The sequence below is a fragment of the Noviherbaspirillum sp. genome, from assembly GCF_035254685.1.
In the GTDB taxonomy this organism is placed as follows: domain Bacteria; phylum Pseudomonadota; class Gammaproteobacteria; order Burkholderiales; family Burkholderiaceae_D; genus Noviherbaspirillum.
This window is the reverse complement of sequence record NZ_DATFAI010000006.1, coordinates 1-25,815: the sequence shown is the minus strand read 5'-3', so window position 1 is coordinate 25,815 and position 25,815 is coordinate 1. Positions and strand designations below refer to the sequence as shown.

At 59.9% G+C, this 25,815-nt stretch carries 21 protein-coding genes and 1 rRNA gene; 12 read left to right on the top strand and 10 right to left on the bottom strand.

The genetic code is table 11. The annotated features are described in order from the left end of the window. On the top strand, positions 1–892 hold an 892-nt coding region (locus VJ698_RS01480; RefSeq protein WP_324100876.1), incomplete at its 5' end, for an NAD(P)/FAD-dependent oxidoreductase. Positions 893–1,006: 114 nt separating this feature from the next. On the opposite strand, the gene VJ698_RS01475 is transcribed toward VJ698_RS01480, so the two are convergent. Beyond that, a complete protein-coding gene (locus VJ698_RS01475) occupies positions 1,007–3,250 on the bottom strand; it encodes a hypothetical protein (protein ID WP_324100875.1) in 2,244 nt (747 codons plus the stop codon). Between the two features lie 530 nt (positions 3,251–3,780). Between VJ698_RS01475 and VJ698_RS01470 the strand changes: the two genes are divergently transcribed. From VJ698_RS01470 to VJ698_RS01450, 5 genes are read left to right on the top strand one after another with little or no spacing between them, the layout of a single operon-like run. After that, complete coding sequence (locus VJ698_RS01470) at positions 3,781–7,074, top strand: DUF6701 domain-containing protein (RefSeq protein WP_324100874.1); 3,294 nt, start codon at positions 3,781–3,783, stop codon at positions 7,072–7,074. Between the two features lie 41 nt (positions 7,075–7,115). Next, a complete protein-coding gene (locus VJ698_RS01465) occupies positions 7,116–7,586 on the top strand; it encodes a pilus assembly FimT family protein (RefSeq protein ID WP_324100873.1) in 471 nt (156 codons plus the stop codon). Beyond that, positions 7,576–8,103 (top strand): type IV pilus modification PilV family protein, encoded by a 528-nt coding sequence (locus VJ698_RS01460; protein ID WP_324100872.1) that lies wholly within the window; start codon positions 7,576–7,578, stop codon positions 8,101–8,103. Before VJ698_RS01465 ends, VJ698_RS01460 begins: the two co-directional genes overlap by 11 nt. Then, on the top strand, positions 8,100–9,029 hold the full coding sequence (locus tag VJ698_RS01455; RefSeq protein ID WP_324100871.1) for a prepilin-type N-terminal cleavage/methylation domain-containing protein: 930 nt from the start codon (positions 8,100–8,102) through the stop codon (positions 9,027–9,029). The genes VJ698_RS01460 and VJ698_RS01455 overlap by 4 nt, the downstream gene beginning before the upstream one ends. Further along, positions 9,026–9,523, top strand: coding sequence for an MSHA biogenesis protein MshP (locus VJ698_RS01450; RefSeq protein ID WP_324100870.1), 498 nt, complete (start codon positions 9,026–9,028; stop codon positions 9,521–9,523). The genes VJ698_RS01455 and VJ698_RS01450 overlap by 4 nt, the downstream gene beginning before the upstream one ends. 102 nt (positions 9,524–9,625) lie before the next feature. Here the strand turns inward: VJ698_RS01450 and VJ698_RS01445 are convergent, their stop codons facing one another. Both VJ698_RS01445 and VJ698_RS01440 read right to left on the bottom strand, forming a co-directional pair. Continuing rightward, positions 9,626–10,351: an RES family NAD+ phosphorylase gene (locus tag VJ698_RS01445; protein WP_414691075.1), complete on the bottom strand. Its 726-nt coding sequence runs from the start codon at positions 10,349–10,351 to the stop codon at positions 9,626–9,628. Next, positions 10,329–10,709, bottom strand: coding sequence for an antitoxin Xre/MbcA/ParS toxin-binding domain-containing protein (locus VJ698_RS01440; RefSeq protein WP_324100867.1), 381 nt, complete (start codon positions 10,707–10,709; stop codon positions 10,329–10,331). Before VJ698_RS01440 ends, VJ698_RS01445 begins: the two co-directional genes overlap by 23 nt. Positions 10,710–10,938: 229 nt before the next feature. Here VJ698_RS01440 and VJ698_RS01435 point away from each other — a divergent pair, with 229 nt between their 5' ends. Then, positions 10,939–12,111, top strand: coding sequence for a PA0069 family radical SAM protein (locus tag VJ698_RS01435; protein ID WP_324100878.1), 1,173 nt, complete (start codon positions 10,939–10,941; stop codon positions 12,109–12,111). A gap of 333 nt (positions 12,112–12,444) precedes the next feature. Here VJ698_RS01435 and VJ698_RS01430 read toward each other — a convergent pair whose 3' ends face one another. The 3 genes from VJ698_RS01430 to VJ698_RS01420 all read right to left on the bottom strand — a co-directional run bounded on the left by VJ698_RS01430 (position 12,445) and on the right by VJ698_RS01420 (position 15,732). Beyond that, positions 12,445–13,446, bottom strand: a complete 1,002-nt coding sequence (locus VJ698_RS01430) for a TRAP transporter substrate-binding protein (RefSeq protein ID WP_324100865.1) — start codon at positions 13,444–13,446, stop codon at positions 12,445–12,447. 131 nt (positions 13,447–13,577) lie between these two features. Continuing rightward, positions 13,578–14,531 carry a hydroxymethylglutaryl-CoA lyase gene (locus tag VJ698_RS01425; protein ID WP_324100864.1) on the bottom strand — a complete coding sequence of 318 codons (954 nt, stop codon included), beginning with the start codon at positions 14,529–14,531 and terminating at the stop codon, positions 13,578–13,580. Between the two features lie 13 nt (positions 14,532–14,544). After that, the gene (locus VJ698_RS01420) at positions 14,545–15,732 is read right to left on the bottom strand and encodes a CoA transferase (protein ID WP_324100863.1); all 1,188 of its coding nucleotides are present in this window, start codon (positions 15,730–15,732) and stop codon (positions 14,545–14,547) included. Positions 15,733–16,040: 308 nt separating this feature from the next. On the opposite strand from VJ698_RS01420, the gene VJ698_RS01415 reads away from it, so the two are divergent. The 3 genes from VJ698_RS01415 (at position 16,041) to VJ698_RS01405 (ending at position 19,070) form a co-directional block, all read left to right on the top strand. Beyond that, complete coding sequence (locus tag VJ698_RS01415; RefSeq protein ID WP_324100862.1) at positions 16,041–16,994, top strand: LysR family transcriptional regulator; 954 nt, start codon at positions 16,041–16,043, stop codon at positions 16,992–16,994. Positions 16,995–17,251: 257 nt separating this feature from the next. Beyond that, positions 17,252–18,142 (top strand): NAD(P)-dependent oxidoreductase, encoded by an 891-nt coding sequence (locus VJ698_RS01410; RefSeq protein ID WP_324100861.1) that lies wholly within the window; start codon positions 17,252–17,254, stop codon positions 18,140–18,142. 238 nt (positions 18,143–18,380) lie between these two features. After that, complete coding sequence (locus VJ698_RS01405; protein WP_324100860.1) at positions 18,381–19,070, top strand: hypothetical protein; 690 nt, start codon at positions 18,381–18,383, stop codon at positions 19,068–19,070. Positions 19,071–19,360: 290 nt separating this feature from the next. On the opposite strand, the gene VJ698_RS01400 is transcribed toward VJ698_RS01405, so the two are convergent. Beyond that, a complete protein-coding gene (locus VJ698_RS01400) occupies positions 19,361–20,458 on the bottom strand; it encodes a polysaccharide deacetylase family protein (protein ID WP_324100858.1) in 1,098 nt (365 codons plus the stop codon). Positions 20,459–21,458: 1,000 nt separating this feature from the next. After that, positions 21,459–22,271 (bottom strand): enoyl-CoA hydratase/isomerase family protein, encoded by an 813-nt coding sequence (locus VJ698_RS01395; protein ID WP_324100857.1) that lies wholly within the window; start codon positions 22,269–22,271, stop codon positions 21,459–21,461. 300 nt (positions 22,272–22,571) lie between these two features. Here VJ698_RS01395 and VJ698_RS01390 point away from each other — a divergent pair, with 300 nt between their 5' ends. Then, a complete protein-coding gene (locus VJ698_RS01390; RefSeq protein ID WP_414691074.1) occupies positions 22,572–24,158 on the top strand; it encodes an acyl-CoA synthetase in 1,587 nt (528 codons plus the stop codon). Between the two features lie 172 nt (positions 24,159–24,330). After that, positions 24,331–24,816 carry a DUF2127 domain-containing protein gene (locus VJ698_RS01385; protein WP_324100856.1) on the top strand — a complete coding sequence of 162 codons (486 nt, stop codon included), beginning with the start codon at positions 24,331–24,333 and terminating at the stop codon, positions 24,814–24,816. Between the two features lie 17 nt (positions 24,817–24,833). On the opposite strand, the gene VJ698_RS01380 is transcribed toward VJ698_RS01385, so the two are convergent. Both VJ698_RS01380 and rrf read right to left on the bottom strand, forming a co-directional pair. Next, a complete protein-coding gene (locus tag VJ698_RS01380) occupies positions 24,834–25,424 on the bottom strand; it encodes a cytochrome b (RefSeq protein WP_324100855.1) in 591 nt (196 codons plus the stop codon). 279 nt (positions 25,425–25,703) lie between these two features. After that, positions 25,704–25,815, bottom strand: a 5S ribosomal RNA gene (gene rrf / locus VJ698_RS01375).

Sequence of the window (25,815 nt, the reverse complement as noted above, 5' to 3'; positions counted from 1 at the left end):
CAAGCCCATCTACGACATCCCCGCCGTGCCCAGCTGCACCGGCCAGGAACTGACCGACAACCTGCTCAAGCAGATCGAGCCCTTCGGCGCCACCTTCCACCTCGGGCAGGAAGTCACCGTGGTCGAAAAGCGCGAAGACGGACGCTTCAATCTCGAGACCTCCGCAGGCACCCGTTTCATCACCAAGACCATCTTCATCGCCGCCGGTGTCGGCTCCTTCCAGCCGCGCACGATCAAGGTCGACGGCATCGAGAAATTCGAAGGCAAGCAGCTGTTCTATCGCGTCAAGGATCCGTCGCGCTTCCACGGCAAGAACCTCGTGATTTGCGGTGGTGGCGACTCCGCGCTGGACTGGACGCTGGACCTGATCGGCAAGGCGGAATCAGTCGTGCTGCTGCACCGCCGCGAGATATTCCGCGCCGCGCCCGCTTCCGTGGCGAAGATGAAGGAGCTGTGCGAAAACTACGAGATGCAGTTCCTGGTGGGCCAGGTGACCGGCTTCGAAGAGCAGAACGACAAGCTCACCGAAATCAAGGTGACCGGTGCCGACGGCGTGACGCGCCGCCTGCCGCTGGACGACCTGCTGGTGTTCTTCGGCCTGTCGCCCAAGCTGGGGCCGATTGCGGACTGGGGCCTGGATATCGAGCGCAAGCAGCTGACGGTCGACACCGAGAAGTTCGAGACGAATGTACCGGGCATCTTTGCGGTGGGCGACATCAACACCTATCCGGGCAAGAAGAAACTGATCCTGTCGGGCTTCCATGAAGCTGCGCTGGCGGCGTTCGGCGCCGCGCCGTACATCTTCCCCGACAAGAAGATCTACATGCAGTACACCACCACCTCGCCGAAGCTGCACAAGGTGCTGGGCGTCGAAAGCCCGGTGTTCGATTAGAGGTGGTCTGATGCCGGCTGTTCATGCGTGCGTGGAATGCGGTGACCGGCATCTGACGGTCACAACATTCCACGATTCATTTCTCACACCGCGGGCACCGGTGTCCGTCTCAGGCTAATCCGGCGTGAAGCGGAACAGCCCGCTTGGATCCCCGATCGCGACAAACAGCGTGTTGCGTCCGCTTGCTGCCAGCGCCGTTGGTTTCTGCGGCGCCTCGGCCAGCAGCCTGACGCTGCCATCCGCGAGCCTCCTGAACAGCTGCTTCCCACCGTGGACATAGAGACTCCCGTCGGCATCGATCGCGAGATGGTTACCATCGCTGTTGAAGCGGACCAGGGTGCTGACATTCCCTTGCAGATCAATTCGCCGGATGACTCGCTCCCCGCTCACCGACCTGGAATCAATTTCAAGTACGTAGAGGTTCCTCACCTGATCAATGACGAGATCGACGATATCGGCGAATGTCGCACTCGCCGCCGTGCCGTCCACGATGCGCTTCACTCCAGGAAAATCGGCATATTCATCCACGTTCGGGAAAGAAGCATGGCCGGCGTATCTTGAGATCGAACCATCGGGAGCGATCCTGCGGATCTGCGTCGTATCCGCAACGAACAGGTTGCCATCACTGTCGACTGCAACTCCACCGGGGAAAAGAAAGGCCGACGGGTCGCCTGCCGATGCAGTGTTGTCCGACCATCGGCCAGCTAGCGTTTTTACGACGCCGTCCGGTGTGATCTTTCGCAGCGCAATGCCCAAGCCATTGCCCTGATCGAGCACATACAGGTTACCCACGGTGTCCATCGTCATGTGCGAGATCCAGTTGAAGGCGGCGTCACTGCCCGTTCCATCGGGAGGAACAGTCACTGAATCGATGGCCGCGCCGCCCGCGCTTCCCGCGATGAGTACGGCCTGCTTGCCGTCATACCTGTAGAGCTGATTCCCCTTTGCAAACTGGGAGCCGCCACCCACGAAGTACAGTGTTCCGTCAGCGCCAGAGACCATGCCTGTTATCGTGGAAGCAAAGGCGCCAGTCAAAGACATCGCTCGCGTGCGGCCGGCGTATAGCGTCTCGTCTCCATTCGGCTCGAGCCTGACAATGTTGTAGTAGGAGGAACTCATCGTTCCGCCCCCTTGGGAAACATACACCCGGCCATCCGGCGCAGCAGCCACGCCCACAGGATTGCAGATCAGGCTTTCACTCCTGCAGGGAAACCCAAGGATCACGGTTTCCGCCGCCATCATTTCCGGGCCGGCGACTCCCCCTGCAAGAACGCTGAAGGTGTTTGTCTTTTCTGAATACTTCAACACTTCATGACGGTAGTTATCGGTGACATAGACATTGCCGACGACATCAACGGCCATATCGCCAAAGGCCGGACGATACATGTCGGGAACCGTTGCCAGTGCAGTGACGTCGCCCGTGGGCGACAGCTTCAGCAGCCGGCGTACGGGATGATCTCGTATCTCCATCGAAAAGTGCGGGTAGAGGCTGCTCGTCACCAAGGTGGGCAGGCTTACGGTCTCGTTGTTGATGGTACCCATCGCATACACATCGCCATCAGGGGCAACAGCCACTCCGGTGCCGGTGATACGTACGCTCGAATTCCTGGGAATGAGCGTAGACACACGTCCGCTCGCATCGATCCTGCGAATACGTGGCTGCACAAGATACTCGGGATGGCCGTCATTCACATACAGGTTGCCTTGGGTATCGGCGGTGATGCCCGCCGGTTGAGTGAACCTCGCGTCACTGCGCACCCCGTCCGCGTCTCCTTGCTCCCCAGGCTTTCCCGCGACAGTCATGACTGCACCTGCCGGCGACATCATGCGTACCGTATGACTGCCATCTTCGGTGAAATAGAGGTTGCCGTGCATATCCATGGCAATGCTGCGCGCCCCGTCTAATCTCGCCTCGGCGCCGATACCGTCGATGGTTCCGCTGGCGTCAGGCAAGCCGGCAAGTGTCGTAACCTGCCCTTGCGGAGTGATGCGTCGCAGGGTTGAAGAATGGGCCAGGTAAAGCGAGCCATCCGGCCCCATCGTCATGCCATAGGCGCCGTTGATCGTCGCAACTGCCAGCGGCCCGTCGACATAACCCAAGCCCGCGCTGTTACCGGCGACATATTCCAGCTTTGACAGGAAACTGTCGGCGGACGCAGCACTATAGCCCGGCGTTATCTGAACCGGTTCGTGCACCTCGCTTGACGGGATGTCTGAAGACCCTGCGACTGAGTTCGAGCCGCCGCCGCAAGCTGTACAAGCTGCCGCCGCTACGAGTGCCGCGAGGGATGTCCGAACGATGCCGTGAAAACCTAATGTTGGGTTGCGGCGACGACGCTGCGCGATGACTTCGTTCATGGCCTTTCCTCGGCATTGAAAGCCAATTTATGCCATGGAAATCCTGAGAGTTGCAATGCCGGAACTGACGAATATCGGATTGCTTGTGTTCGATCAACCAGTGCCGTGACGGAATGCGTAAAGAAAACTCAGCACTGCTCCGTCGGGTTTCCACGCGCCGTCCACGATAGGGCAATACCGGTTCCTTGGACTGGCCGATGGTGGATTCAGGCCTTCCGGTCGACAGGGGCGCGGCTTGATGCTATTGGTCCAGCAGGCCACGCCGCCTGCTTCGGCGCAAATATCCAACACTCCCGCATCTTCCAAGGCAGACCACACAGGAATACAGACATTTCCTGCTGCAAAGGATGGAGAAAACCGCGTATCATTTCCAAAAAGAAAATCTTCCACGTACCTCCCAGGGTGCTCCGACACGGCGGAGCCAGGAATCCTTTGATTTCATGTTGGCGTCTTCACAATTTCCGCATACAGCGAAACCTGTGGGCGCTGCGGGTCGCTACCTGCATCGCTTTGATCATGTTAATCGCTGCATGCGCCAATTCCTCCTCACCCTGTTCGGGGTGGTTCTCATCGCCATCCTGACGAGCGTGGCCGCGCATGCCGCCTGCTCCCCCTGGCGCTCCTCTTCAAAGCAGGCATGGTTCAACGAATATTTTTTTGGTAACGGAGGCAGCGCACCTCCCAACTTCCTGGAAATTTTTTCCAACAGCAACGCCTTTCCTTCGAGCTGGCAAAACTGGAGTATTGACGTCTACACGGACACGAACTCCAAGATTACGTATCCGTTCAATAACAGGACGGCAACGGCGTGCACCATTTCCGGCAAGACCTGGCTCACGACCCTGGTGCCGGGCGGACTGTATCAGCAGAAAGCGCTCGTGCTGCTGAAGGACGATGCAGGCGCCTATGTCGATGCGTTCGTGTTTGATAACACCAGCCCGCCAGACCCATGGCCGGGTGCCGCAAGCGCAAGCTGGTTTCCCGGACTGGCCAACGGTTCGACCGGTTGCCCCGCTCTGGCCAACGCGCTGACCTCGCAGGCAGCGACATCGGGCACCACACCAAAGCAGTACAACATGCTGACCTTGGGCAATTACGGCAACAAGGACATGGCCCGCGATCCGGATGGCGGGCCGGTATGGGACCTGACCAGCAACACCGGAGCCGGAACGACCTACACACAATGCGTCAGCAATAACGCCAACTTCACCAAGACAGTCGACAATGTGACCCCGCCGCCGGGCAGCACCGTGACCTACACGCTGAACATGTCCAACACCGGTGGCGGCAGCATGTCCGGCGTGCAGATCACCGACTATCTGCCCCCGACGCTCATTTATCTGTCCTCGACCTCCTCCAATCCGCTGGATCCTCCGGTGACCACGAGCACCTATGCCACCACCGATCCAAACACCAACGCACCCGCGACCGCGACATCGGTAGTCTGGTCGCCGGCGCCCATCGCAGCCGATACCACGTCGCGGCTCAATATCAAGATGCAGGTCCCGGCCAATGCGACCGTGGGATATTCCTACGTCAACACGGCACAGACAACAGGACTCTCGACGAATCAGACGGACTTCGCAAACATCACGATCGGCTCGCCGGACACACCCAGCTTTGCCATTAATGTCAGCCCGGCCACGTCGACAACGTGCACCCCCGCACTCCTCGGGCCGAAAGTCACGATTACCGCCATGAGCGCAGCCAACGGCGGCGGCAATCCGCTGACGAGTTACAACGGAACGGCGACGCTGACCGCCTCCACTCCCAACCCGAAGTGGTACGACGCATCCGGCATCCCCTTGCCTGGAAATACAGTGACCTTCGTGAACGGCACCGCGACGCTTTACCTGAGTGATGCGGTAGCAGAAACGCTCACCGTATCCGCAACGGATGCCGCCTATGCTTCGCCGGAGGTCATGCAAGGCTCTTCGGGCAACATCATGTTCAGCGGAAGCTCCACTGGCCTGGCACTGACCGATGCCGACATGCTGGCCCCGCCCTACGGCGCGGTCGCGGGCCGTCCACACGCTGTCAGGGCGAGCATTTCAAGTTGCGGCAGCGCGTCATCGACCACCGGGCAGTACACCGGCTCGATCTACTACATCCCCGGTCTGAACCACCCGGTGGGTGCCGCGGCGCCGACCATCAACACGAGTGCGGCCGCCTGCCCCGGTCTGGTGGCGCCGACGCTATCTTCCGCCGGCGCTCCGATTACCCTGAATTTTTCCGGCGGCCAGGCCACGTTTTATCTGTGCACGACAGACGTGGGCCAATACGCACTCAGTCTGACCTTGAACGGGGTGCCCAGCGGCACGAAAACGACGACCGGCACTTCATCCAACTTCACGGTGCGGCCGTTCGTCATCACCGCCACCAAATTCACGAAAGGGACAGCAAACCCGGCAGGATCGGGCGCCTTCGCTGCCGCGGGCAGCATGTTTACCGGCAAGCTGAGCGCATGGCAGTGGCTGCCCAGCGCGGACACGGAAACCGACAGCAACGGTATCGCCCGCGGCAACGGACTGCCGGATGCCAACGTGACCGCCGCCAGCATCGAGAACGGCAGCCCCGGGCCGACGCTCAGCTTCAGCGGCACGACCAACAATGCCGGAGTTGTCAACCTCGCGCCCGCAGTGGCGCCGCCAGTGGTGACGCCTGCGGACACCACCACCTACATCACGGGCAACTTGACCCCGTCGACGGCCACGCTTGCCTCGGGCGCCGCAACGCTGAACGACGCGTTCAGCTACAGCGAAGTCGGTAACTTCAGGATCGCCGGCGCCGGCGGCGGTGCCTATGCTGCGCAGAACTACCTCGGCGCCGCCGGCGTCCATATTCCGATCCTCAGCGACGTCATCGGCCGCATCATCCCCGATCATTTTCTTGTCAGTTCCGCGTCCCTGACCCATCGGCCCAGCTGCACGCCCGACTCGTCGTTCACCTACATGGGCGAGCCCTTTACCATGGGTTTCACGCTCACAGCCAGGAATGCCGCCGGCACCGCCACACAAAACTACCGTGACAGCTATGCATTCCTCGACCCGGCCACCGCGCAGTGGACTTCCCTCTCGACGGTGACGAACGGATCATTCGGCCTGGGCGCGTTCGATCATGGTACGGACTTGTCGGCGCGCCTGAAATGGAATTCCGCGACAGGTTCGGGCTGGTCCAACGGCAGCAATACGATTGTCGCGAACGTGCAGTTCGACAGAAGCTCCGCCGTGGATGGCCCGTTCGAGGCGCTGGCGCTCGGCGTCGCGCCGCGCGATGCCGACGGCGCGACCGTCAAGGCATCGGCTCTCGACCTGAACGGTGACCGCATGACGATCGGAAGCAACAAGATGCGCTTTGGCCGGCTGAAACTGTTCAGCCAGACCGTTGCCGGACCGTCGACGCTGAACATGCCGGTGCAGGCGCAGTTCTGGAGCGGAAATTCATGGATCCTGAACAGCGATGACAACTGCACCATGATCCCGTCCACCGCCGTCCGCGCGTTCAACTACCGCAACTACACGAGCGCGTCCGTGCCGGCATGGCCGGCAAGCGTCGGCGGCAATGTGCAGATCAATGGTGGAAACAGCGTCATTTCGCTGTCCAAGCCGTCCAGCATTCGTGCCGGCACAGTGGACATTTGCGTGGATCTCGGCACGGATCCCGCGGGCGGTGTGGCCTGTTCCGCCACGCCTGTGGATATGCCCTTCCTGCAAGGGCGCTGGGCTCCGGGCACAAGCTACGCGAATGATCCCACCGCGCGTGCCACGTTCGGCATCTATACGCCCGAGACGCGGCGCGTCGTCCATATCCGGGAGCTGTTTTGAGCGGGGCTGACATCATGCGCTGCCGGTGCAAACGCACGTCGATGCCATCGTCCCGCCGAGACCGTTCAGGGTTCACGCTGGTGGAGCTGGTGGCGACCATGGTGATCATCGGCGTCCTCGCATTCGTCGCACTGCCGCGCTTTTCCCTGATCTCGACATTCCAGACGGAGGCATTTCGCGATCAGGTCGTCGCGGCCCTGCGCTACGGGCAGAAATCTGCGGTGAGCCATCGTCGGCTGGTCTGCGCCGACGTGACGTCAAACAGCGTCAGCCTTCGCATCGCATCGGTCAATCCCGCAAGCAACTGTGGCTCTGCCACGCTGAATGGCCCGGACGGCCAGTCACCCTATGCATCAAATTCGAGTGCGCTGATCTCGGCCGGCACGGGAACCCTGTATTTTCAGCCTTCCGGCACGGTGACCAATGGTGCCGGTGTCACCACTGATTACAGCATTGCGATCAACGGGACCGATCCGGTCACCGTGACGGGAGCGACGGGATATGTCCATTAGCAGACGCCTGCTCCCGATGCGGATGCACCAGTCCGGCATGACCTTGCTGGAACTGGTGATGGCGATTGTCATTCTGGGTGTCGGCATCGCTGGCGTGATGACCGCGTTTGCCACGATGGTGCGCAACAGTGCGGATCCGCTCGTGCACAAGCAGATGCTTTCGATCGCCGAACAGATGCTGGAAGAAATCAGCCTGCAGCCGTTCGCGCCCGCCGCTCCGGCGCAGGTCAACACGACGGGTCCATGTCCGTCGCGCGAATCCTTCAACGATATTCTCGACTACGATAATCTCAAGACCACCGGCGGCTTCTGTGACAGCACCGGAACGCCGCTCCCGCAGCTATCAGCCTACAACGTCGAAGTCCACGTGAACCAGGCTGCGAGCCTCACGACCTTGTCGGGAACCGGCAACCTGGGCGGTGGAAAGACCTATCAGATCAAGGTCACCGTCACGCATGGCTCCGACAGTCTGACACTGACCGGCTGGCGCACCAACTACGCTGCGGGGTTGCCATGAGAGCGAACCTTGTGCGCGTGAGAAGCAGAAACGCCTCGCCGCCCGGCCATCGTCGCGCGCGCGGCTTCACCCTGGCCGAACTGGTGATCGTGATCGTGATTACCGGGATCATCGCCGCGGCGATCGTCATCTTTCTCGTGCCGGCAATCAATGCCTATGTCGATTCGAGGCGGCGTGCCGACCTGGTCAGTCAGGCCGACACGGCACTGCGACGCATGGCACGTGATATCAGAATGGCGGTGCCGAATTCCATTCGCAGCCCGAGTGACCAGTGCTTCGAGCTGGTGCCGACCGCCACGGGCGGGCGCTACCGCATGGCGCCGAACACCGTTGTCGATGCAACAGCGGATTGCAGCGTGCCGGCGAACTGCAGTGCGACGCTCGACACCTCGCAGCCGAGCAGCGCTTTTGATGTGTTGTCGCCGCTGTCGGCCATGCCTGCCGCGGGCGACTGGGTGGTGATCGGCAATCAGGATGCAAACGACGTCTATGCCGGCGCCACACGCGCGGCGATCTCCAGCGTCTCGACGCCGGACTCCGCCTTCGGACTGTACCGTATTGCATTCAACGCCAAACAGTTCCCTGTGGGTTACGACGGAGGACGCTTCAGCGTGGTCGCCAACAACGGCGGCTCGCAAGCTGTCTTCTACATTTGTGATAACGCCAGCGGTGTCGATGCGAACGGCAACGGCACAGGGACGCTCTATCGGCTGAGCCGTCCATTCACACCTGCCTACCCCGCGAGCTGTCCGGCAACGACCGGCGCTGCCGTACTCGCGACGCATGTGCGCAGCTGCAGTCTTGTGTACAGCCCGAGCACGGGCAGCACGCAGCAGCGCGGCTTTGTCTGGATGCAGGTCGACCTCGCGCAGCGCAACGAGACCATCTCGCTGTCGTACGGCGCTCACGTGGACAACGTGCCATGAAACAACGGTCACAGAACGGCTTCGGGGCCATCGCGGCGATCGTGGTGCTGGTCATTCTCGGCGCTCTGAGCGCGGCGATGTTCAGGTTCAGTGTGGCCACGAGCATCTCGTCGGCGCAGGACGTCGCATCGGCGAAAGTCTTGCAGGCCGCCAATGCCGGCATCGAGTGGGGCCTCTATCAGGCGCTTCAGTCCGATGGCATCTGGCGAACGGCAAATGCGTGCAATACGGGAACGCAGACGCTGGATGTGAGCGCCGACACGGGATCCTGGGTCACGGTCCGCTGCACGGCAACGAGCGATTATCCCGAGGGAGAGTCGTCCATCGGCGTGGCACAGAGGGTGCGCGGCCTGCGGATCAGGGCGACGGCATGCAACTCGTCCGCAGGATGTCCGAATGATGCCGTCGCGACCGGGCAGGGCTACATCGAACGCGTCAGGGAAGCCGTTGCATTCTGTCCCATCGGAACAGCGCCCGGCCAATGTCCGCCTTGACGGCGTGATGGCCCGGGAGCCTGCCTGCCGTGACTGCGGCCGGACATTTCCTCTTTGCGTCCCGCACATTTTCTCTTGGAAGCCGCCGCCCTTCCCGCATCGTCACTCGCCACGTGCCGGTCTTGCCCACTTCGCGACGTCAAATTCGAAGCTTTCCTCTTCAAAGATCGAATCACGGCGCCATACCACCCGGTGCCGGAACACCGCGAGCGTCCATGCCTGGCTTTCAGCGGGTTCCGCATGCACAAAGGCCGTGTGGCTCAGGACGGCCGCGCAAGCGCCTGACTCCGGATCGCGCACGGACTGGTAACGGATCAGCCGCACTCCCTCCACCCTGGCCTCGCGGGCCAGTTTTTGGCAGGCAGCGTAGTCCTCTGGGTCTGTCCACTGCTTGCGGCGGCGGGACAAGGGCGGCACGCGCAGATCGATGCTTTTGCCGGCAACTGCCGTACGGAACAGGGTTTGCGGTACCGGCGGGATCGACTGCAGCTTTGGGCTATCGGTCATCAGCCGCCAACGCCAGTACCCCAGCTCGGCGCATGCGGTGCGGATCGCGTCTGCGCCGTAGAACACGCCGGGATCAAGCGGACCGCGAAAGCGCGAACCATTCGGCAATGGCGGATAGCGGAACGGGGTGAACAGGAGATAGTGCAGCGAAGGTTGTCCCGCTTCCAGTGCCGGCTTCGAGTCATCGAGGATACGCTCCAGGAGTGCCTGCTCATCGAGGGTATCGACAAGCACCATGGTCGAAACGCGGTGCTGCGCTTCCACGGCCCGCCACAGCTCGAGTGTCGCGTCCTGCGTATCAAATTCTGCCACGGTGCGCATCCAGGTAATGAAGGACGCGTACCAGGCCTTCCGTGTCCTGGATCAGTTCCACGGGCTTGCCATGCAGGCCGAGGTTCTCGCCATTCAGCCATTGCCGGGCAGTATCGGCATGACCGAAGATCGCGTCCAGCGACCGGTACATACGGACGAACAGAACCGCAATTTCCCATTCCTTGCCGCGCTCACGCGCAAGCTGGTATTGGCCGGAAACCATGCGGGAAACGGTCGCCGGACTCACACCGATGATGCGGGCCAGTGATTGTTGGCTCACACCCATCAATGCGGCGGCGCGCACGACAGCCTTGGTCAATGTCGCGGCTGCTGCACCCGGGTCCGTGGCGGTGCGGGGTTTGTTCATGACGATCGCTTTCCTTTCTGTAGAAAGCATATGACAAAATCCTTTCCGTCGCAATGTGAATCGTTTTGTCGCGCTCGGACCTTTATGGGCTATCGCCTGCCGGCCGTGAAAATGCCGGCACCGACGTTCAGGAAAGGCACGCATGCCATATCCGGGTGGAAGAGGTCGACGAAGTGCGTAACAGTGAGTCTGTAATATACTGTGCATTTATACAGTATTGATGAGCACTATGCCTGACGACGATCCCCGCGCCGACACCTCAGCCTCCCCGATGTCGTCCCTGCCGAAGGCACGCAAAGGACGGGGCGCCGTCACCAATATGCAGGGGCGCCATGAACTCCTGATACGGGAATCGATTGACGATGGATGGTCGCAGGGACAACCGGGTCCGGATGAGGAAGAAGCGCCGCCCCCAAAGACCCAGATCATGCCAGAAACGGCAAAGAGCATACTGACGCGCAACAGCTCGCCGGATGTTCCCTTCAATGTTTCCCTCAATCCGTATCGCGGCTGTGAGCACGGCTGCATCTACTGCTTTGCGCGGCCGACGCACAGTTACCTCGGCCTGTCGCCGGGACTCGACTTTGAAATGCGGATCCTGGCCAAGGTCAATGCGCCGGAACTCCTGCGGCAGGAACTGGCCGCGCCTTCCTACATGCCGGAGCCGGTCGCGCTCGGCGTCAACACCGACGCCTACCAGCCTTGCGAGCGCGAGCTGAAACTGACGCGTCGCGTGCTGGAAGTCCTGCACGAATGCAACCATCCGGTGGCACTGATCACCAAGTCTTCCCTGATCGAGCGCGATCTGGACCTGCTGGCGCCGATGGCAGCCAAACGCCTGGCCATCGCTGCGGTGACCATCACAACGCTTGATCCAGCCATTGCACGGACGCTCGAACCGCGTGCGGCGGCACCGGCGCGTCGCCTGCGCACCATCCGCACGCTTGCCGACGCCGGGATCCCGGTTGCCGTCAGCATCGCACCAGTCATTCCATTCGTTACCGAACCTGATCTGGAACGTGTGCTTGAGGCTGCAGCGGAAGCAGGCGTGATCGGTGCCAGCTATATCGTGTTGCGCCTGCCGTGGGAAGTGAACCCGCTCTTCCAGCAATGGCTTGAAGCACATTTCCCCGACCGGGCGCGACGCGTCATGAACCGCCTGCGCGACATGCGTGGAGGCAAAGAATACGAAGCGGCATTCGGCCGCAGGATGAAAGGCGAAGGGGTATGGGCTGACCTTGTCAGGCAGCGTTTCGACAAGGCAGCCGCCCGCCTTGGCCTTGGCGCACGGACGCGCGGTTTTGGCGAAATGGATTTGTCCCTGTTCAAGCGACCGCTCGTCGTTCCGCCGAAGTCAACTGCCAGTGTTGCGGCGTGTGGAGCGCAACTGGACTTGTTTTAGTACCGCTTCGTCACAAACCGTCGCGGTTCAGTGCCCTCTCCCTTGCAGGGGAAGGGCTAGGGTGGGGGTAGAGTGCCTGGGTAATCGCAGTTGATGGTGCAAGGTCACTACCCCCATCCCAACCGTCCCACCTCGCAGCTTGCAAGCTGCTCAGATAAATGCGGCGCAAAGCATGCTTTGCAAAACCCCGCATTTATCCCCCTGCAAGGAGGAAGGAGCACTTCAGTTCAACATGTAACGCCGACACCAGCGCGTCATCCGCCTGCTGGCCGACAGATGGCAAAACGCCGCGACATCTCTGCCGCGGCGCCTCTATTCAAAAAACTACACTGATCAGAACGTCGAAGGATCCCAGTTCGTCTCGTGGTGGATGGCGTCGATCAGTTCCTTGCCGATGACGGGCTCAAACTGCTTGTGCAGAGGCGCGAGTGCTTTCTTGAAACTCTTTTTCTCGGCAGGCGTCAACTCAACGATCTGCATCTTGGTTTTCTTCAGCTCTGCAAGCGCATCGTTATTGTCTTTTTCAGCGATGCTGTTGAAGTAGGCGGTGCTGTCCTTGACCACACCGTCCATGGTCTTGCGGATATCCGGCGGCAGGGAATCCCAGAAGCGCTTGTTCGCGACCAGCACGTAGTTATGGAAACTGTGGTTGGTCATCGTCATGTACTTCTGCACTTCATAGAACTTCTGCGTGGCGATGTTCGACGTCGGGTTTTCCTCGCCGTCGACCGTGCCTGTCTGCAAGGCGGTATAGACTTCGGAGAACGCAAGCACCTGCGGATTGGCGCCTAGGGCACGCATCTGCGCATCAATCACTTTCGACGGCGTGATCCTCATTTTCAGGCCCTTGAAATCAGCGGGAGTACGCAGCGGACGGTTTGCCGTCACTTCCTTGAATGCGTTATCCCAGAACGCCAGCCCCGCGATGCCAAGCTTGTCCAGCTTGTTCAGCATGCTCTTGCCGACCGGCCCTTGGGTGATTTTGTGCGCTTCGTCGAGATTGTCAAAAATATAAGGTAGATCGAACACCTGGAAGTCCTTGATGCCCATCGAGGTCACCTTGGAGGACAGCGGTGCCAGAATCTGGACAGCACCGAGCTGGAGCGCCTCCATCTCTTCCTTGTCCTTGTACAGCGTGCTGTTCGGATACACATCGACCTTGACGCGGCCGTGCGTGCGCTCCTCGGCCAGCTTCTTGAAGTATTCGGCGGCCTTGCCTTTGGGCGTGTCGGGAGCCACGACATGGCTGAACTTGATGAGGATCGGCGCTTGCGCCCAGACGGATGCGGCGCACAGCATCGCTGCCAGCCCGACGGTAAACCTGGTGAATCTCATTTCCTTATCTCCTTGTAGTGGATGGTCTTTGTTTCAGCGTGTCGTGCGGCACGCAGCAGTTTTCCGGAATGCAGGATGAATGTGCGCCTCCCTTCTTGTCATGTCCCAGGCTGGTCGAACCATGCCCCATCTTATGCAAATACGGCCGACTCTGCAGTGCCTGCACAAGGCGAAGGCATCGGGTGCAGATCCAGTCGTCTCCCGGCTTTGAGCAACTGGCTCGGTACGTCATGTCCGATCAGCCCTGGCAGCAGTGCGGACGCAGACAGGATCTTTTCCAGGTCGACCCCCGTCTGGTAACCATCGAGCTCAAGCATATGCACCAGTTCCTCGGTGCAGACATTTCCCGTTGCACCGGGCGCATACGGGCAGCCGCCGAGGCCGCCCAGCGATGCATCGAAACGGTTGATCCCTGCACTCAGCGCCGACAGGGTATTGGCCAGCGCCATGCCGCGCGTATTGTGAAAATGGAGCGTCAGTTCGAGATCAGGAAAGCGTTTCAGTGCAGCACCTGACAGCGCGGCGACTTGCGACGGGAATGCCATGCCGGTGGTGTCGCACAGTGTGATGCCGTGCACCCCGATATCAGCGAAACGCTGAACCCATCCCAATACCTGTTCGGGTGAAATGTCTCCCTCCATGGGACAACCCATCGCTGTCGAGAGCGAGACATTGATCGATACCGGTGTCTGCCCGACCACGCTGATGATGTCGCGCAGCTGCGCGAACGACTGCTCGCGTGTCATGCGCAGGTTGCTGCGGTTGTGGCTCTCGCTCACCGACATGACGAGATTGATTTCGTCGACATGGCAAGACAGGGCGCGCTCCGCTCCGCGGATGTTCGGCACCAGCGCGGTATAGACGACATCATCGCGGCGCTTGATGTTGTGCATGACGGCTTCCGCATCGCGCAGGGCAGGAATAGCCTTCGGCGACGTAAAGGAAGTCACCTCGATCTTGGCATAGCCGCACTCGCTCAGACGATCGATCAGGGCGACCTTGGCGTCGGTATCGACGAACCGGGCTTCATTCTGGAAGCCGTCGCGCGTCGCCACTTCGTGAATACGCAAACGTTTACGTGTCATCAGGCGCTCCGTTTCAGATAATGCCGCGCGCGCGCCAGTCTTCGCGCGTCCCGACGTCGAAACCAAGGTTCTCCAGGATTTCGTCCGTGTGCTGGCCCAGTGTTGGCGCCGGGCGATACATCGCTCCCGGCGTCGCACTCAGCTTGGGGACGATACCGGGCAAATGCACGGGCGTCCCGTCGGGGAGGCTGGATTCCAGGATCATGTCGCGCGCCTGGTAGTGAGGATCGCTAGCAATGTCGGCAGCGTCATAGATTTTTCCGGCCGGAACACGCGCCTCGGTCAGTGCAGCCAGGGCTTCGTCCATGGGCCGTTGTGCTGCCCAATCGGAGATGGCCGTGTCGATCCGCTCGACCTGCTTTACCCGGCCATCATTGTGCGCGAGCGCCGGATCGTCGCGAAGATCGGCCCGCCCGATCAGGTCCATCAGTCGTCGGAAAATCCCGTCCCCATTGCCCGCAATCAGCACGTACTTACCGTCTGCGCATTGATAGGCATTGCTCGGCGCGATCCCCGGCAGCGCACTGCCCGCCGGCTGGCGCACGGCGCCAAAGACCGAATACTCCGGCAGCAGGCTTTCCATCATGTTGAACACGGATTCGTACAGGGCGACATCGATCATCTGGCCTTCGCCGCCGTTCTGGTCGCGATGCCGCAACGCGAGCAGGATGCCGATGACGCCGTGCAGCGCGGACAGTGTGTCTCCGATCGACACACCGACACGAACCGGAGTACGGCCTGGCTCACCGCTCAAGTGGCGCAAGCCGCCCATCGCTTCACCCACCACGCCAAACCCGGGGCGGTCGCGATAAGGCCCGGTCTGTCCGTAACCGGATACGCGCAGCATGACAAGGCCGGGGTGCAGTGCATGCAGTTCCTCCCAGCCCAGCCCCCAGGCTTCGAGGGTTCCCGGGCGAAAATTCTCGATCAGCACGTCACTCTGCTGTACGAGCTTCCGCACCACGTCCTGCCCCTCGGGCGTACGCAGGTCAAGGGTGACGGACTCCTTGTTGCGCGACTGGGCGGCCCACCAGACCGAGGTCCCCTCATGCAACAGGCGCCATTTCCGCAGCGGGTCGCCAGTGCCAGGCGGTTCAATCTTGATGACGTGTGCACCGAATTCGGCGAGCATCTTGGCCGCAAATGGCCCGGCGATGAGCTGGCCGAGTTCAAGTACACGCAAGCCGTCCAGTGCCTTCATTGATGCCCTCTCCTTGTGAATCGATGATTTGATGGCACTCATCTTAAGAGCGTCGAAGCAAGCTGATAATCCGCCAAATTTCAACAACCCTTTCCGCGCAGGAAAGGGTGCGACCAGGCCGGGCCAGCATGGTCTGCGTTCAAAGAGCGCTCCGTGCACGACACGCTTCCCACAGGCGACTGGCCAGAATTGACACGGTCTGGCTTTTCCACTAGCCTTTCCTGGGTGTCAAACCTTGGTATCGAGCGCAGCGCGTTCGAGCAGTCCGGACATCATTCGGGCAAGTCCCACAGACCGATCCGACGACAGTGATAAATCCCACGCATTTCGATCTCCAGTCCCTTCGCATCTTCCTCCTGGTCGCCCAGACGGGCAGCCTGACCAAGGCAGCGGACAAAGCCTGCATGACGCTCTCAGCGCTCAGCAAGCGCATCGGCGAGCTGGAGCGCACGGTCGACTGCGCCCTGTTTGTGCGCATGCCGCGCGGACTGGAACTGACGCCCGCCGGACAGGAGCTGGTTCACCATGCGCGCGGCGTGCTCGATACCGTCAACCGCATGGCGAACGACATGAGCGACTTCGCCATCGGCGTGCGCGGCCATGTGCGTCTCTGGGCCAATACTTCGGCCATCATCGAATTTCTGCCGGGTGACCTGGCTTCCTTCCTGAAGGTACAGCCGCTCGTCCGCATCAGCCTGGAAGAAAAGCTGAGTGAAGAAATCGTGACGGCGCTGGTGGACGGGGAAGCGGACCTCGGCATCTTCGCAGACAATGTCGCATCACACGGTATAGAAAAGTTTCTCTACCAGCGTGACAACCTGGTCGTACTGGTGCCTCCGCAACATCCGCTCGCCTCGCAGGCGGAGGTTCAATTTGCCGATACCTTGGGCTATGACTTCGTAGGGCTCAGTCACGGCACTTCCCTGCTCCAGCGCATGACCGATGCTTCCGCCACCCTGGACAAGGCGCTGCGCCTGCGCATCCAGGTCAGGAGCTTTGATGCCATCTGCCGCATGATCGAAGCCGGTCTGGGAATCGGCGTACTGCCTGATCGGGCGGTCCGGCCGGAGCTGCTGGGCGCTGGCCTGCGGGCAGTTCGCCTGATGGACTCTTGGGCCTCACGCACGCTCTGGCTGGGCGTGAAATCCGAGGCGGCGCTTCTTCCGGAGGCTGTCAAACTACTGACCCACCTGCGTCATACGGACCCAGTTGAACAGGCTCATGACGGCAGCGTTCATGCCGCAGACATGCACGGCTTATGAAGCGGAAATAGAGGGAAATGCCGGTTCCGCGCGCACTGCGGACACCGTCCTCACGTTCCTGCGAATCGCGTTCACGAAGCCGCTGATTCCTTTCTCCTTCATGAACATCCGTTCTCGGGCCACGACATATTCTGTTTCCTACATAACACGGCAAAGCCCCTATGGTTTTCTACGTGCCGACACATGAGTGACATAGGCCGGGAACCGTTGCATTGATTCGCGGACGAACAGGTAGCTTACTCAAACTGGAGGTGAACATGGACGTCGGATTTATCGGATTAGGCAGTATGGGACATGCGATGGCCGCCAATTTATTGCAGGCGGGCCATACACTGCGGGTCTGGAACCGGTCGCCGGACAAGGCCGACGACCTGGTTGCCCGCGGCGCGCAACGTGCGGGACGGCCGGCTGATTGCGTTTCTTCAGATGGGCTAGTGGTCACGATGCTCAGCGATGACGCCGCGTTGGAGGCAGTCGTCGCGGGCCCGGACGGCATCGGCGAACGGCTTGCCGCGGGTGGCATCCACATTTCCATGAGCACGATCGCGCCCTCGACGTCTTCGCGCCTGGCGGCCCTTCATGTATCGCGCGGCGCGGCCTATGTCGCTGCGCCGGTGTTCGGACGCCCCGATGCAGCGGCGACGAAGCTCCTGTTCGTCCTGATGGCCGGGCCGCAGGAGGCATGCACGCGCATCCTGCCGCTACTGGAGGCCATGGGGCAAAAAGTGTTTCAGATCGGTCAGGATCCGGCGCAGGCGAACATCATCAAGCTTGGCGGCAATTTCATGATCATGGCCGCCATTGAAGCGATGGCGGAAACCATGACGTTGGGAGAAAAGTTTGGCGTGGCGCGCGAGAAGATGATGGAGGTACTGACGCAATCGATCCTGCCCGCTCCGCTCTTCGTCAATTATGGTCGCCAGATTGCCAACCACAGTTACGAGCCGGCACGCTTCAAGCTTTCGCTCGGCCTGAAAGATGCCAACCTGGTGCTGGCAGCGGCGGGCAGCAAGCAGGTGCCGATGCCGCTGGCCGGCATGATGCAAAACCGCTTCCTGTCTTCAATGGCCAAAGGACGCGGTGAATTTGACTGGACGGCAGCAGCACTCGGCGTATCGGAAGATGCAGGTTCTGGAAGCGCCGCATGACTATGGCGTTGACCGCGGCCGGCGCGCTACTGCGTGCAATGAAGGCGCACGGCGATGCAGCGGGTCGGTCCAGCAAGCCGTCTTTCGCAAACGGCTGATCCGATCGATGTCGCGACCGTGTCGAAAAAGTCCACATGCAAACCGCATTTCGATACAGTTGCGAACGCATTGATATCAAAAGTGGAAACTTTCTTGCGCATCGCTTATCTCATTGAATTCTTAACATGAGGAGATGGAGATGCCCATTCAACGTACAACCGCCAAGAGACTGGTTTCCGATTCCGAGTTCAAGCTGATCAATGAGAGTTTTCCGCCGCTGATCGGATCATTGAGCGACAAGGCGCTACTTCAGCGAATGGAGCGGGCGCGCAAGGCACGGGACAGGTATCACACCATGGTGGAGCGTCAGCGCGCGAAGGCGCAGTCTGCACAGCGCAGCACTACGCCTGGTGCGAACATGAAGGATGTGATGTCGAAGGAAAAGCTCTTCGAGGAGACACTGACACGCTTCGAGCGCCGAACCGGCAAGGCCGGCGGAAATACCGGCGCGCAAGCCGCGACACCTCGCAAGGGAATGACGAAGGCATCGGCTGCTGCTGCGACAAACGGAAAAGCGACGGGACGCAAGGCCGCCGAGAAGGCAAAGGCAACCGCCACCACCAAATCCGCCAGCATGAAAATGGATGTCAAACGACCGGCACGCACGGCAATCGGAAAATCGAACGGCGAGCGCGGCGGTGCCCAGGGCACCAGCAAGGCCAGTGCAAAAACGGCTAACAAGTCAGCCAACAAGTCCGCTGCCAAGTCAAACGCAAAAAGTGGAAGCAAGGCTGCCGCTCCCAAGACAGGCAAGGGGAAAGGCGGCGCCACGAAGCGGACTCCGCGGGGACGTCACGGCGCCATGGTAGCCAATACTACCTTGCATTAATCAGGCAGGCACAAGCGAGAACGGCCGCCATCCGGTGGCCGCCTCGCGCTATTCTTGCGTCTGGATCGCGTATGTCGCCACGCGCCGGTGCAGCGCTGCCGACCCATTGCGCGTTGCCGATCCACGGCGTACGGCACATCCGACGCATCGTTGCTGAAAGCAAGCTCGAGCATTTAACGTACGGCAAAATCTGACCGCTCGCGACGCGCGCCACCACTTCATGCCTCGCGAAATGTCCCCGCAAGGGGCATTCTGGATAGCGCGCATTCCCGTACTGACAACATTCAGTTTCAGCCTGCAGTCAGTATGACCTGCTGGCCAGGTATCACGTCAAACATCAGAACATTGCCCGAGATCGCCGTTGGAACATCGGCGCCACTGTCAGTATGTGCCTGTATCTTGCCGGTGCTCTTGACCTTCAGCGGTATCGTCACGGTGAGTGGCGTCGTACACACACCCGGCGTGGGCGTGCCTTCCAGCCGCAGCGTAGCCTGGGTCGACGATGAAACCGTGGCCACAGGCGTCACCTGTGTGCGGCACTGGCGATAGCGGGAGACGTTCAGGAACGTATCGATCCACAGCTTCGACGAGAACTGGCTAGCGTAGGTGAGATGGTCCTCCAGGAACTGCGATGTCACCGGGCTCCAGCCGTCGCCGTCTACTCCGTGTCCGCCAGCGACCATCCAGCCGCCGATCGAAACAACTTCGCTGAGGGTGTCGTTGGCATTCTTGAGCGCCTCGGCCAGCGTCGGAGTGTGATCCTGATCGAAGAATACCCAGCGATACGTCGGGTCATCGATCGCCACCTTCCGCACGAAGTAGTGGTTCTGCTCCGCGATGCTCATTGCATGCGGAGTGTACGCATGCCACGGGAATGCGAAGGTGCGCGGGAAGATCCCCGTATTCTGTGCAATGACGCTGCGCGAATCCTTGATTTCCGTATTCAAGGTCTGATCGGAGACGGTCGGATCGGACATATCGACCCTATGCGTCATCGAATGATTGCCGATCTCGTGACCTTTGGCGGCGAGATCTTTCCATAGCGACCAGCCAGCGTAATCAGCAGTATTGGCGACAATATAGAAGGTCGCGCGCACCCCGTGCTCCTCAAAAATCCTGGCGATTGTGGCGGAGGAGGGATAGCCGTCGTCGAAGGTGTACGATGCAGCCGCGGTCTTGTTGTCCTTGTACGTAGCGATCTTTGGTGCAGCGAAATCAAAGCACTGGCTGATCATGCCCGAGCAATCACTGGTCGGGGGCGGCGGATTTTCGTTTGGAGCCTGTGCGTACTCGCATGTCTTGATCTCCCCTGGCGCCGGGTCGCCGAAAGTGCCAGCCGAGCACATGATTTCGCCAGTCGCCGTGCGCGTGGCATAGGCGCCAGGCACGCCGTATCGGACCTGCCTGGTTCCGCTGAACGTGCAGAGGTGGTTATTGTCAGCGCACTTGACCCAGGTAACACCCGACGGCACCGGTGACGGCGATGGTATTGGCGTTGGAGGTGGTAACGGCGATGGTGTAGGCGATGGTGCTGGTGTTGGGGCCGGCGCCGGAGCGGGCGTAGGCGATGGTGCCGGTACTGACGATGGCACGGACGGAGGAGTCGAGGAGGATGATGCGTACTCGCAGATCTTGCCAAGACCTGCCTGTGGATCGCCAAAGGCCTTGTCAGTGCAGGCGATCGAATCAGTGGCAGTAAGCGTGACGTAGGTCCCGTTCAAGCCATATCGAACTTGCCTGGTGCCCGTGAAAGTGCAAATGCTGTTTTCATCCGCGCACTTGATCCAACTCTGGGCAAGCACTTTGCCATCGCCCGTTTGTCCGGTCTGAGAGGTGTTATTTCCACCACCGCAGCCACCGAGTGCGAAGGTAAAAATAATCAGCGAACCACTAAGTCTCCATGCACCCAACATCTGCATTGATCGTCTCCGGTAATGTGTCTGGGAATGACGAACAGTGTAGCGGCGCATGTTTTCATGCCGTTGAGAGTTCTCAATCGCCACATGCGTTTCGTGCTGGTAATGACTTTAACGGCGGTGCATCATGATCCCCCTTGAAAAAGAGCGGTCAGGATCACGTGTTGCGCTTTCTTGGCGCAGGTACGCTGCTCTTTATTCTTCCGAAGAAATGTATTGATTGATGTCGAAGGGCTGCGATGAAAATTCATGACCCATGCGCACATGACTTTGGAGTGCCAACGCCCTGCAGACGCGAGGTGTCCGCAGCCAACCAACCGTGGCCACTAGTGCACGCGATGTCGTGCAAGCTGACTCCCCAATGAGAGCGTGCTCTACCGCTGGTGGCCGCGAATACAAGTACGCCCTCAGTCGCAAGCGACCATCACGATGCCATCGGGATTCATACTTTCCCGAGAGCCGCCGGAGACTTTCAGCGTCCTCGATAGCGCGCTGGTCGCTTCTCAAAAAAGGCGTTCACTCCCTCGGCGAAATCGGACGTCCCGGCACAAGCAAGGAAGTTTTCAGCTTCGGCATCAAGCTGTTCCTGCAGGCCACGATCGAGTGATTCGCGCATCAGGCGTTTGATGCGCGCCTGTGCCAGGGGCGGGCCGTCTGCCAGCCGTCGCGCGAGGCGGAGAGTTTCGTTTTCCAGGTCAACGGCAGGCACCACGCGATTGATCAGCCCCAGGCGGAGCGCTTCGGCCGCATCGAGAGTCTCGCCCAGCAGGGCAATCTCCATCGCTTTGCGCATGCCGACAAGACGTGGAAGTACCCAGGATGACGAGCAATCCGGGCTGGTGCCGATATTGACATAGGCAAGGTTGAAACGCGTGTCGGCCGCAGCAATGACAACGTCGCTCACAAGCGCGACGCCCATCCCACCGCCTGCAACCGCACCATGCACGCTGGCGATGACGGGCGCCGCAAGCCCGGCCAGCAGCATGATTCCCTCATGCATCGGCGTAATCAGTGCACGCACTGCCTCCACAGGATTATTGCGCATTACAGCAAGGTCGCCACCGGCTATGAAAGCGCGCCCTTCTCCGCTGATGACGACCACCCGCACTTCCTGATCTACGGAGAGTTTCCGGCATGCGTCCAGAAAGGCATTGGCGGAAGGGATATCGATGGCGTTCAGCATCGCGGGGCGATTAAAACGGATGTGAGCGATGGCACCGTCTCGCCAGAACAACAGGGGAGAATTTGCGGCACTGCCTGCCGTGGATGAAGTGGAATTGGCCATGCCTGATATCTCCCTCTGACGTGATTGAATCAAATGTAGCATGAGATGGTTCCTGCAGCAGGAGGGCTCTGGGTGGACGCATCGGCGTGTTGATTCGGGTTTGATGGCACAATAAGCCGCAGCCGTATTGCGTGCCGTTCCGACGCTTGCAGGACCGCCAGTCGAAATGCGTAGGAGCAGCCCAAGGTCGGGAGGAGAACCGCGGTCGCACGCACAGTGCGACGCGCGTCGCCATCCCGGAATTGGGTTGCGCAGTAGCATTCTGCCTGGCGCTCTCACAACCAAACCAGGAGAGACAAGATGAATGGGATGTTAGACGACGCAGTAAACACGATCCACCGGCATTGTCTGGGGGATGTCTTGCGACGCACGGCACAGCGCGTGCCAGACAAGACAGGCATCATCTGTGGAAAGGTGCAATGGACATACGCCGAGTTCGACTGGATCTGCACGCGCTTGGTCGATGCTTTATCGGCGCGCGGCGTACGCTTCGGCGATCGGGTCGCAATTCTTTCTCGCAATTCGCACGCATTTGCGGCCATGCGTTTTGCACTCGCGCGCATGGGCGCCGTCATGGTCCCGATCAACTTCATGTTGAATGCGGATGAAGTTGGCTTCATCCTTCGCAGCTCGGGGGCTGAGACCCTTCTGGTTGGTGCCGGTTTCGAATCGCTGGGTGCGACTGCGGCCGGCAAGGATACCAGCGTCAAGCGCACCTTTTGGCTGCCTAGCGAAGACGATTCGGAGCGCGCACCCGAAGGATTGACTACGTTCGCGGATCTGCTCGCGCAGGAGGCGCCGGCGGCGGTGATTCCGACATTCGATTCCCGTGCGCTGCTGCAGATCATTTATACGAGCGGCACGGAGTCCCTTCCCAAGGGAGCGATGCTGACCCATGAAGCAGTGCTATGGGAGTATGTCAGCTGCATCATTGAAGGAAGTATTGCAGCAGCGGACACGTTACTGCATGCGCTGCCGCTCTACCATTGCGCGCAACTAGACGTGTTCCTCGGACCGGGCGTGTACCTCGGCACAACCAACGTCATCACCGGCCAGCCGCGCCCGGATGTGATTCTTCCGCTGATCGAGAGACATCGCATCAATTCCTTCTTTGCTCCTCCTTCCGTCTGGATAGCACTGCTGCGTTCACCGCTCTTCGAGAGCACCGATCTGCGTACTCTGGAGAAGGGCTACTACGGCGCGTCCATCATGCCCGTGGAAGTTCTGAAGGAAATGCAGGTCAGGATGCCGCGTGTACGGCTCTGGAATTTTTACGGGCAGACAGAGATCGCACCGCTGGCCACCGTGCTCCACCCGGATGACCAGATGCGCAAGGCTGGATCGGCGGGCAAACCGGTGTTAAATGTGGAGACGCGTGTGGTCGACGACGATATGCGGGATGTGGAGAGTGGCCAGGTTGGTGAAATCGTGCATCGCTCGCCTCAGCTTCTTAGCGGTTACTACAACGACCCCGAGAAAACGGCTGCTGCCTTCAAGGGCGGGTGGTTCCACAGTGGCGACCTCGCAGTGCGTGATGAAGAGGGATATATCACTGTCGTCGATCGCAAGAAGGATATGATCAAAAGTGGGGGTGAGAATGTGGCTAGCCGCGAAGTTGAGGAAATGATTTTCCGCATCCCCGCAGTATCGGAAGTGGCCGTGATTGGCCTGGCTGATTCGTACTGGGTCGAAGCAGTGACGGCGATTATTGTGCTGCGTGAAGGACAATCCACAAACGAGCAAGAAGTGATTGATTTTTGCAAGTCACGCATGGCTGGCTTCAAAGCACCGAAGCGAGTGATCTTCACGGATGCCCTCCCGAAGAACCCAAGCGGCAAGCTTCTCAAGCGCGAGTTGCGACGCCGCTACGAGGTTTCCGCTGGGTAGTTTTGCCGCAGGTGCAACGTCTGCCGGCTCTTGCCATAAAGCGAGAGCCGATGGGTCGCCGTTTAGACCAGACGGCGTCGCGCTGGCACAGATATCGCATTAGATCGTGACGTCATACGAGATTGATCGGTGGCGTAATGGTCTTTTGTTGCACTACGCAGATGGAGCTTGCGTGAAAGCTGCATTCCACGAAATTCAAATCCACCACCTGTTTCGGTGGAGTCTCTGGCTCAAAGCGGTCTTTGCGGTGGGTGAAATTGCCGGCGGCGTAGCGACCGCCTTGGCTTCACAAGACCTTGCCATTTCTCTGGCAAACCTTCTTACCGGGTATGAGTTAGTCCATCACCCAGAGGACGTTGTGGCGAATTACCTGCAGCACGCGGCCCATCAGTTCGTTGGGATACGACATTTTGCGGCGCTGTATTTGCTTACACACGGCGTGGTGAAGATGTGGCTGATTGTGGAGTTATTACGCGAGCGAATCAGTTTCTATCCGATAGCCTTGCTGGCGTTCAGTGTGTTCGTTACCTACCAGTTATATCGTTTCCGCCTGACACACTCATGGTTGTTGCTCCTGATCACTTTGCTCGATCTCGTGGTGATCTGGCTAACATGGAAGGAGTATCAGTTTTTACAAGGTCATGGTATCCGGTTGTGAATTGGCGGCGTGCGGACTTAGTCACGCTGCGATTTGCCCGACGCAAGCCAGCGCGGCAGCATCGACACGAGAACGTGGTCTTTCAAAAGGAAATGGTGGTAAAGCGCCGCAACTGCGTGCAGTCCGGCGACCCACAATATCGCATCACCTAGCCATGTGTGGACTTCCGCGACTAGCTCGCCGGTAGCATGTGCTTGCGGCAGCACCGGTGGAATCCGGATACTTGCCAGCAGGGTCAGTGGATGTCCTTCAAGCCACGCGCTCGTGATGGCGGTGAGTGGCACCGCGAAGAGAAGCATGTAGAGAACAAACTGCACGAGCTTCGCCGCGGCCCCCATCCAGCGCGCAACGGGCAGAGGGTCTGGCCGTATGCCGACCATTCGCCAGAGAATGCGAATAGCAGTAAGTGCCAGGACGGCGACGCCTAATGTCTCATGAATTTGACGCTCAAAATCACGGCTTGCCGCATAAACCCGTTGCTCCGATCCACCCGGGCCGTAGATAAATGCTACCAGTACCAATATCGCGGTTATCCAGTGCAAGCCTTGTGCGATTGCATTGTAGCGAGGCGATAGAGCGGGGGCCAAGGTTGTCGAAGAGGGGCGCATGATCGCCTTTCATGGGCAGGGGCCCAAATATTTGTAGAGTGTGTGTGAACGCAACGGGGGCACGCTGACGGTATCCCTTTTTAAAATATGTGAATCGCCGATCTGAGTACAGCATGATGTCATCACAACTCCCCGAAAAGCTGATTCAGCTCAGGACAAATACAGGTCGCGTGAATAACTGATCGGTTTTTCAAGCCGCTGGAGTTTTGAAGCCAAACAGTCGACATAAAGCAAAAACGCCCCGGACTCATTGGAGCCGGGGCGTTTCTGGTATAACAAGCCTGACGATTACCTACTTTCACACTGGTTGCAGCACTATCATCGGCGCGAAGTCGTTTCACGGTCCTGTTCGGGATGGGAAGGGGTGGTACCAACTCGCTATGGTCATCAG

Excerpts from the sequence above, each read along its gene's own strand:
- VJ698_RS01460 (WP_324100872.1), top strand. The coding sequence starts at position 7,576 with ATGTCCATTAGCAGACGCCTGCTCCCGATGCGGATGCACCAGTCCGGC.
- VJ698_RS01435 (WP_324100878.1), top strand. The coding sequence starts at position 10,939 with ATGCCTGACGACGATCCCCGCGCCGACACCTCAGCCTCCCCGATGTCG.
- VJ698_RS01450 (WP_324100870.1), top strand. The coding sequence starts at position 9,026 with ATGAAACAACGGTCACAGAACGGCTTCGGGGCCATCGCGGCGATCGTG.
- VJ698_RS01405 (WP_324100860.1), top strand. The coding sequence starts at position 18,381 with ATGCCCATTCAACGTACAACCGCCAAGAGACTGGTTTCCGATTCCGAG.
- VJ698_RS01420 (WP_324100863.1), bottom strand. The coding sequence starts at position 15,732 with ATGAAGGCACTGGACGGCTTGCGTGTACTTGAACTCGGCCAGCTCATC.
- VJ698_RS01425 (WP_324100864.1), bottom strand. The coding sequence starts at position 14,531 with ATGACACGTAAACGTTTGCGTATTCACGAAGTGGCGACGCGCGACGGC.
- VJ698_RS01430 (WP_324100865.1), bottom strand. The coding sequence starts at position 13,446 with ATGAGATTCACCAGGTTTACCGTCGGGCTGGCAGCGATGCTGTGCGCC.
- VJ698_RS01380 (WP_324100855.1), bottom strand. The coding sequence starts at position 25,424 with ATGCGCCCCTCTTCGACAACCTTGGCCCCCGCTCTATCGCCTCGCTAC.
- VJ698_RS01475 (WP_324100875.1), bottom strand. The coding sequence starts at position 3,250 with ATGAACGAAGTCATCGCGCAGCGTCGTCGCCGCAACCCAACATTAGGT.
- VJ698_RS01470 (WP_324100874.1), top strand. The coding sequence starts at position 3,781 with ATGCGCCAATTCCTCCTCACCCTGTTCGGGGTGGTTCTCATCGCCATC.
- VJ698_RS01410 (WP_324100861.1), top strand. The coding sequence starts at position 17,252 with ATGGACGTCGGATTTATCGGATTAGGCAGTATGGGACATGCGATGGCC.
- VJ698_RS01465 (WP_324100873.1), top strand. The coding sequence starts at position 7,116 with ATGCCATCGTCCCGCCGAGACCGTTCAGGGTTCACGCTGGTGGAGCTG.
- VJ698_RS01440 (WP_324100867.1), bottom strand. The coding sequence starts at position 10,709 with ATGAACAAACCCCGCACCGCCACGGACCCGGGTGCAGCAGCCGCGACA.
- VJ698_RS01390 (WP_414691074.1), top strand. The coding sequence starts at position 22,572 with ATGAATGGGATGTTAGACGACGCAGTAAACACGATCCACCGGCATTGT.
- VJ698_RS01395 (WP_324100857.1), bottom strand. The coding sequence starts at position 22,271 with ATGGCCAATTCCACTTCATCCACGGCAGGCAGTGCCGCAAATTCTCCC.
- VJ698_RS01445 (WP_414691075.1), bottom strand. The coding sequence starts at position 10,351 with ATGCGCACCGTGGCAGAATTTGATACGCAGGACGCGACACTCGAGCTG.
- VJ698_RS01455 (WP_324100871.1), top strand. The coding sequence starts at position 8,100 with ATGAGAGCGAACCTTGTGCGCGTGAGAAGCAGAAACGCCTCGCCGCCC.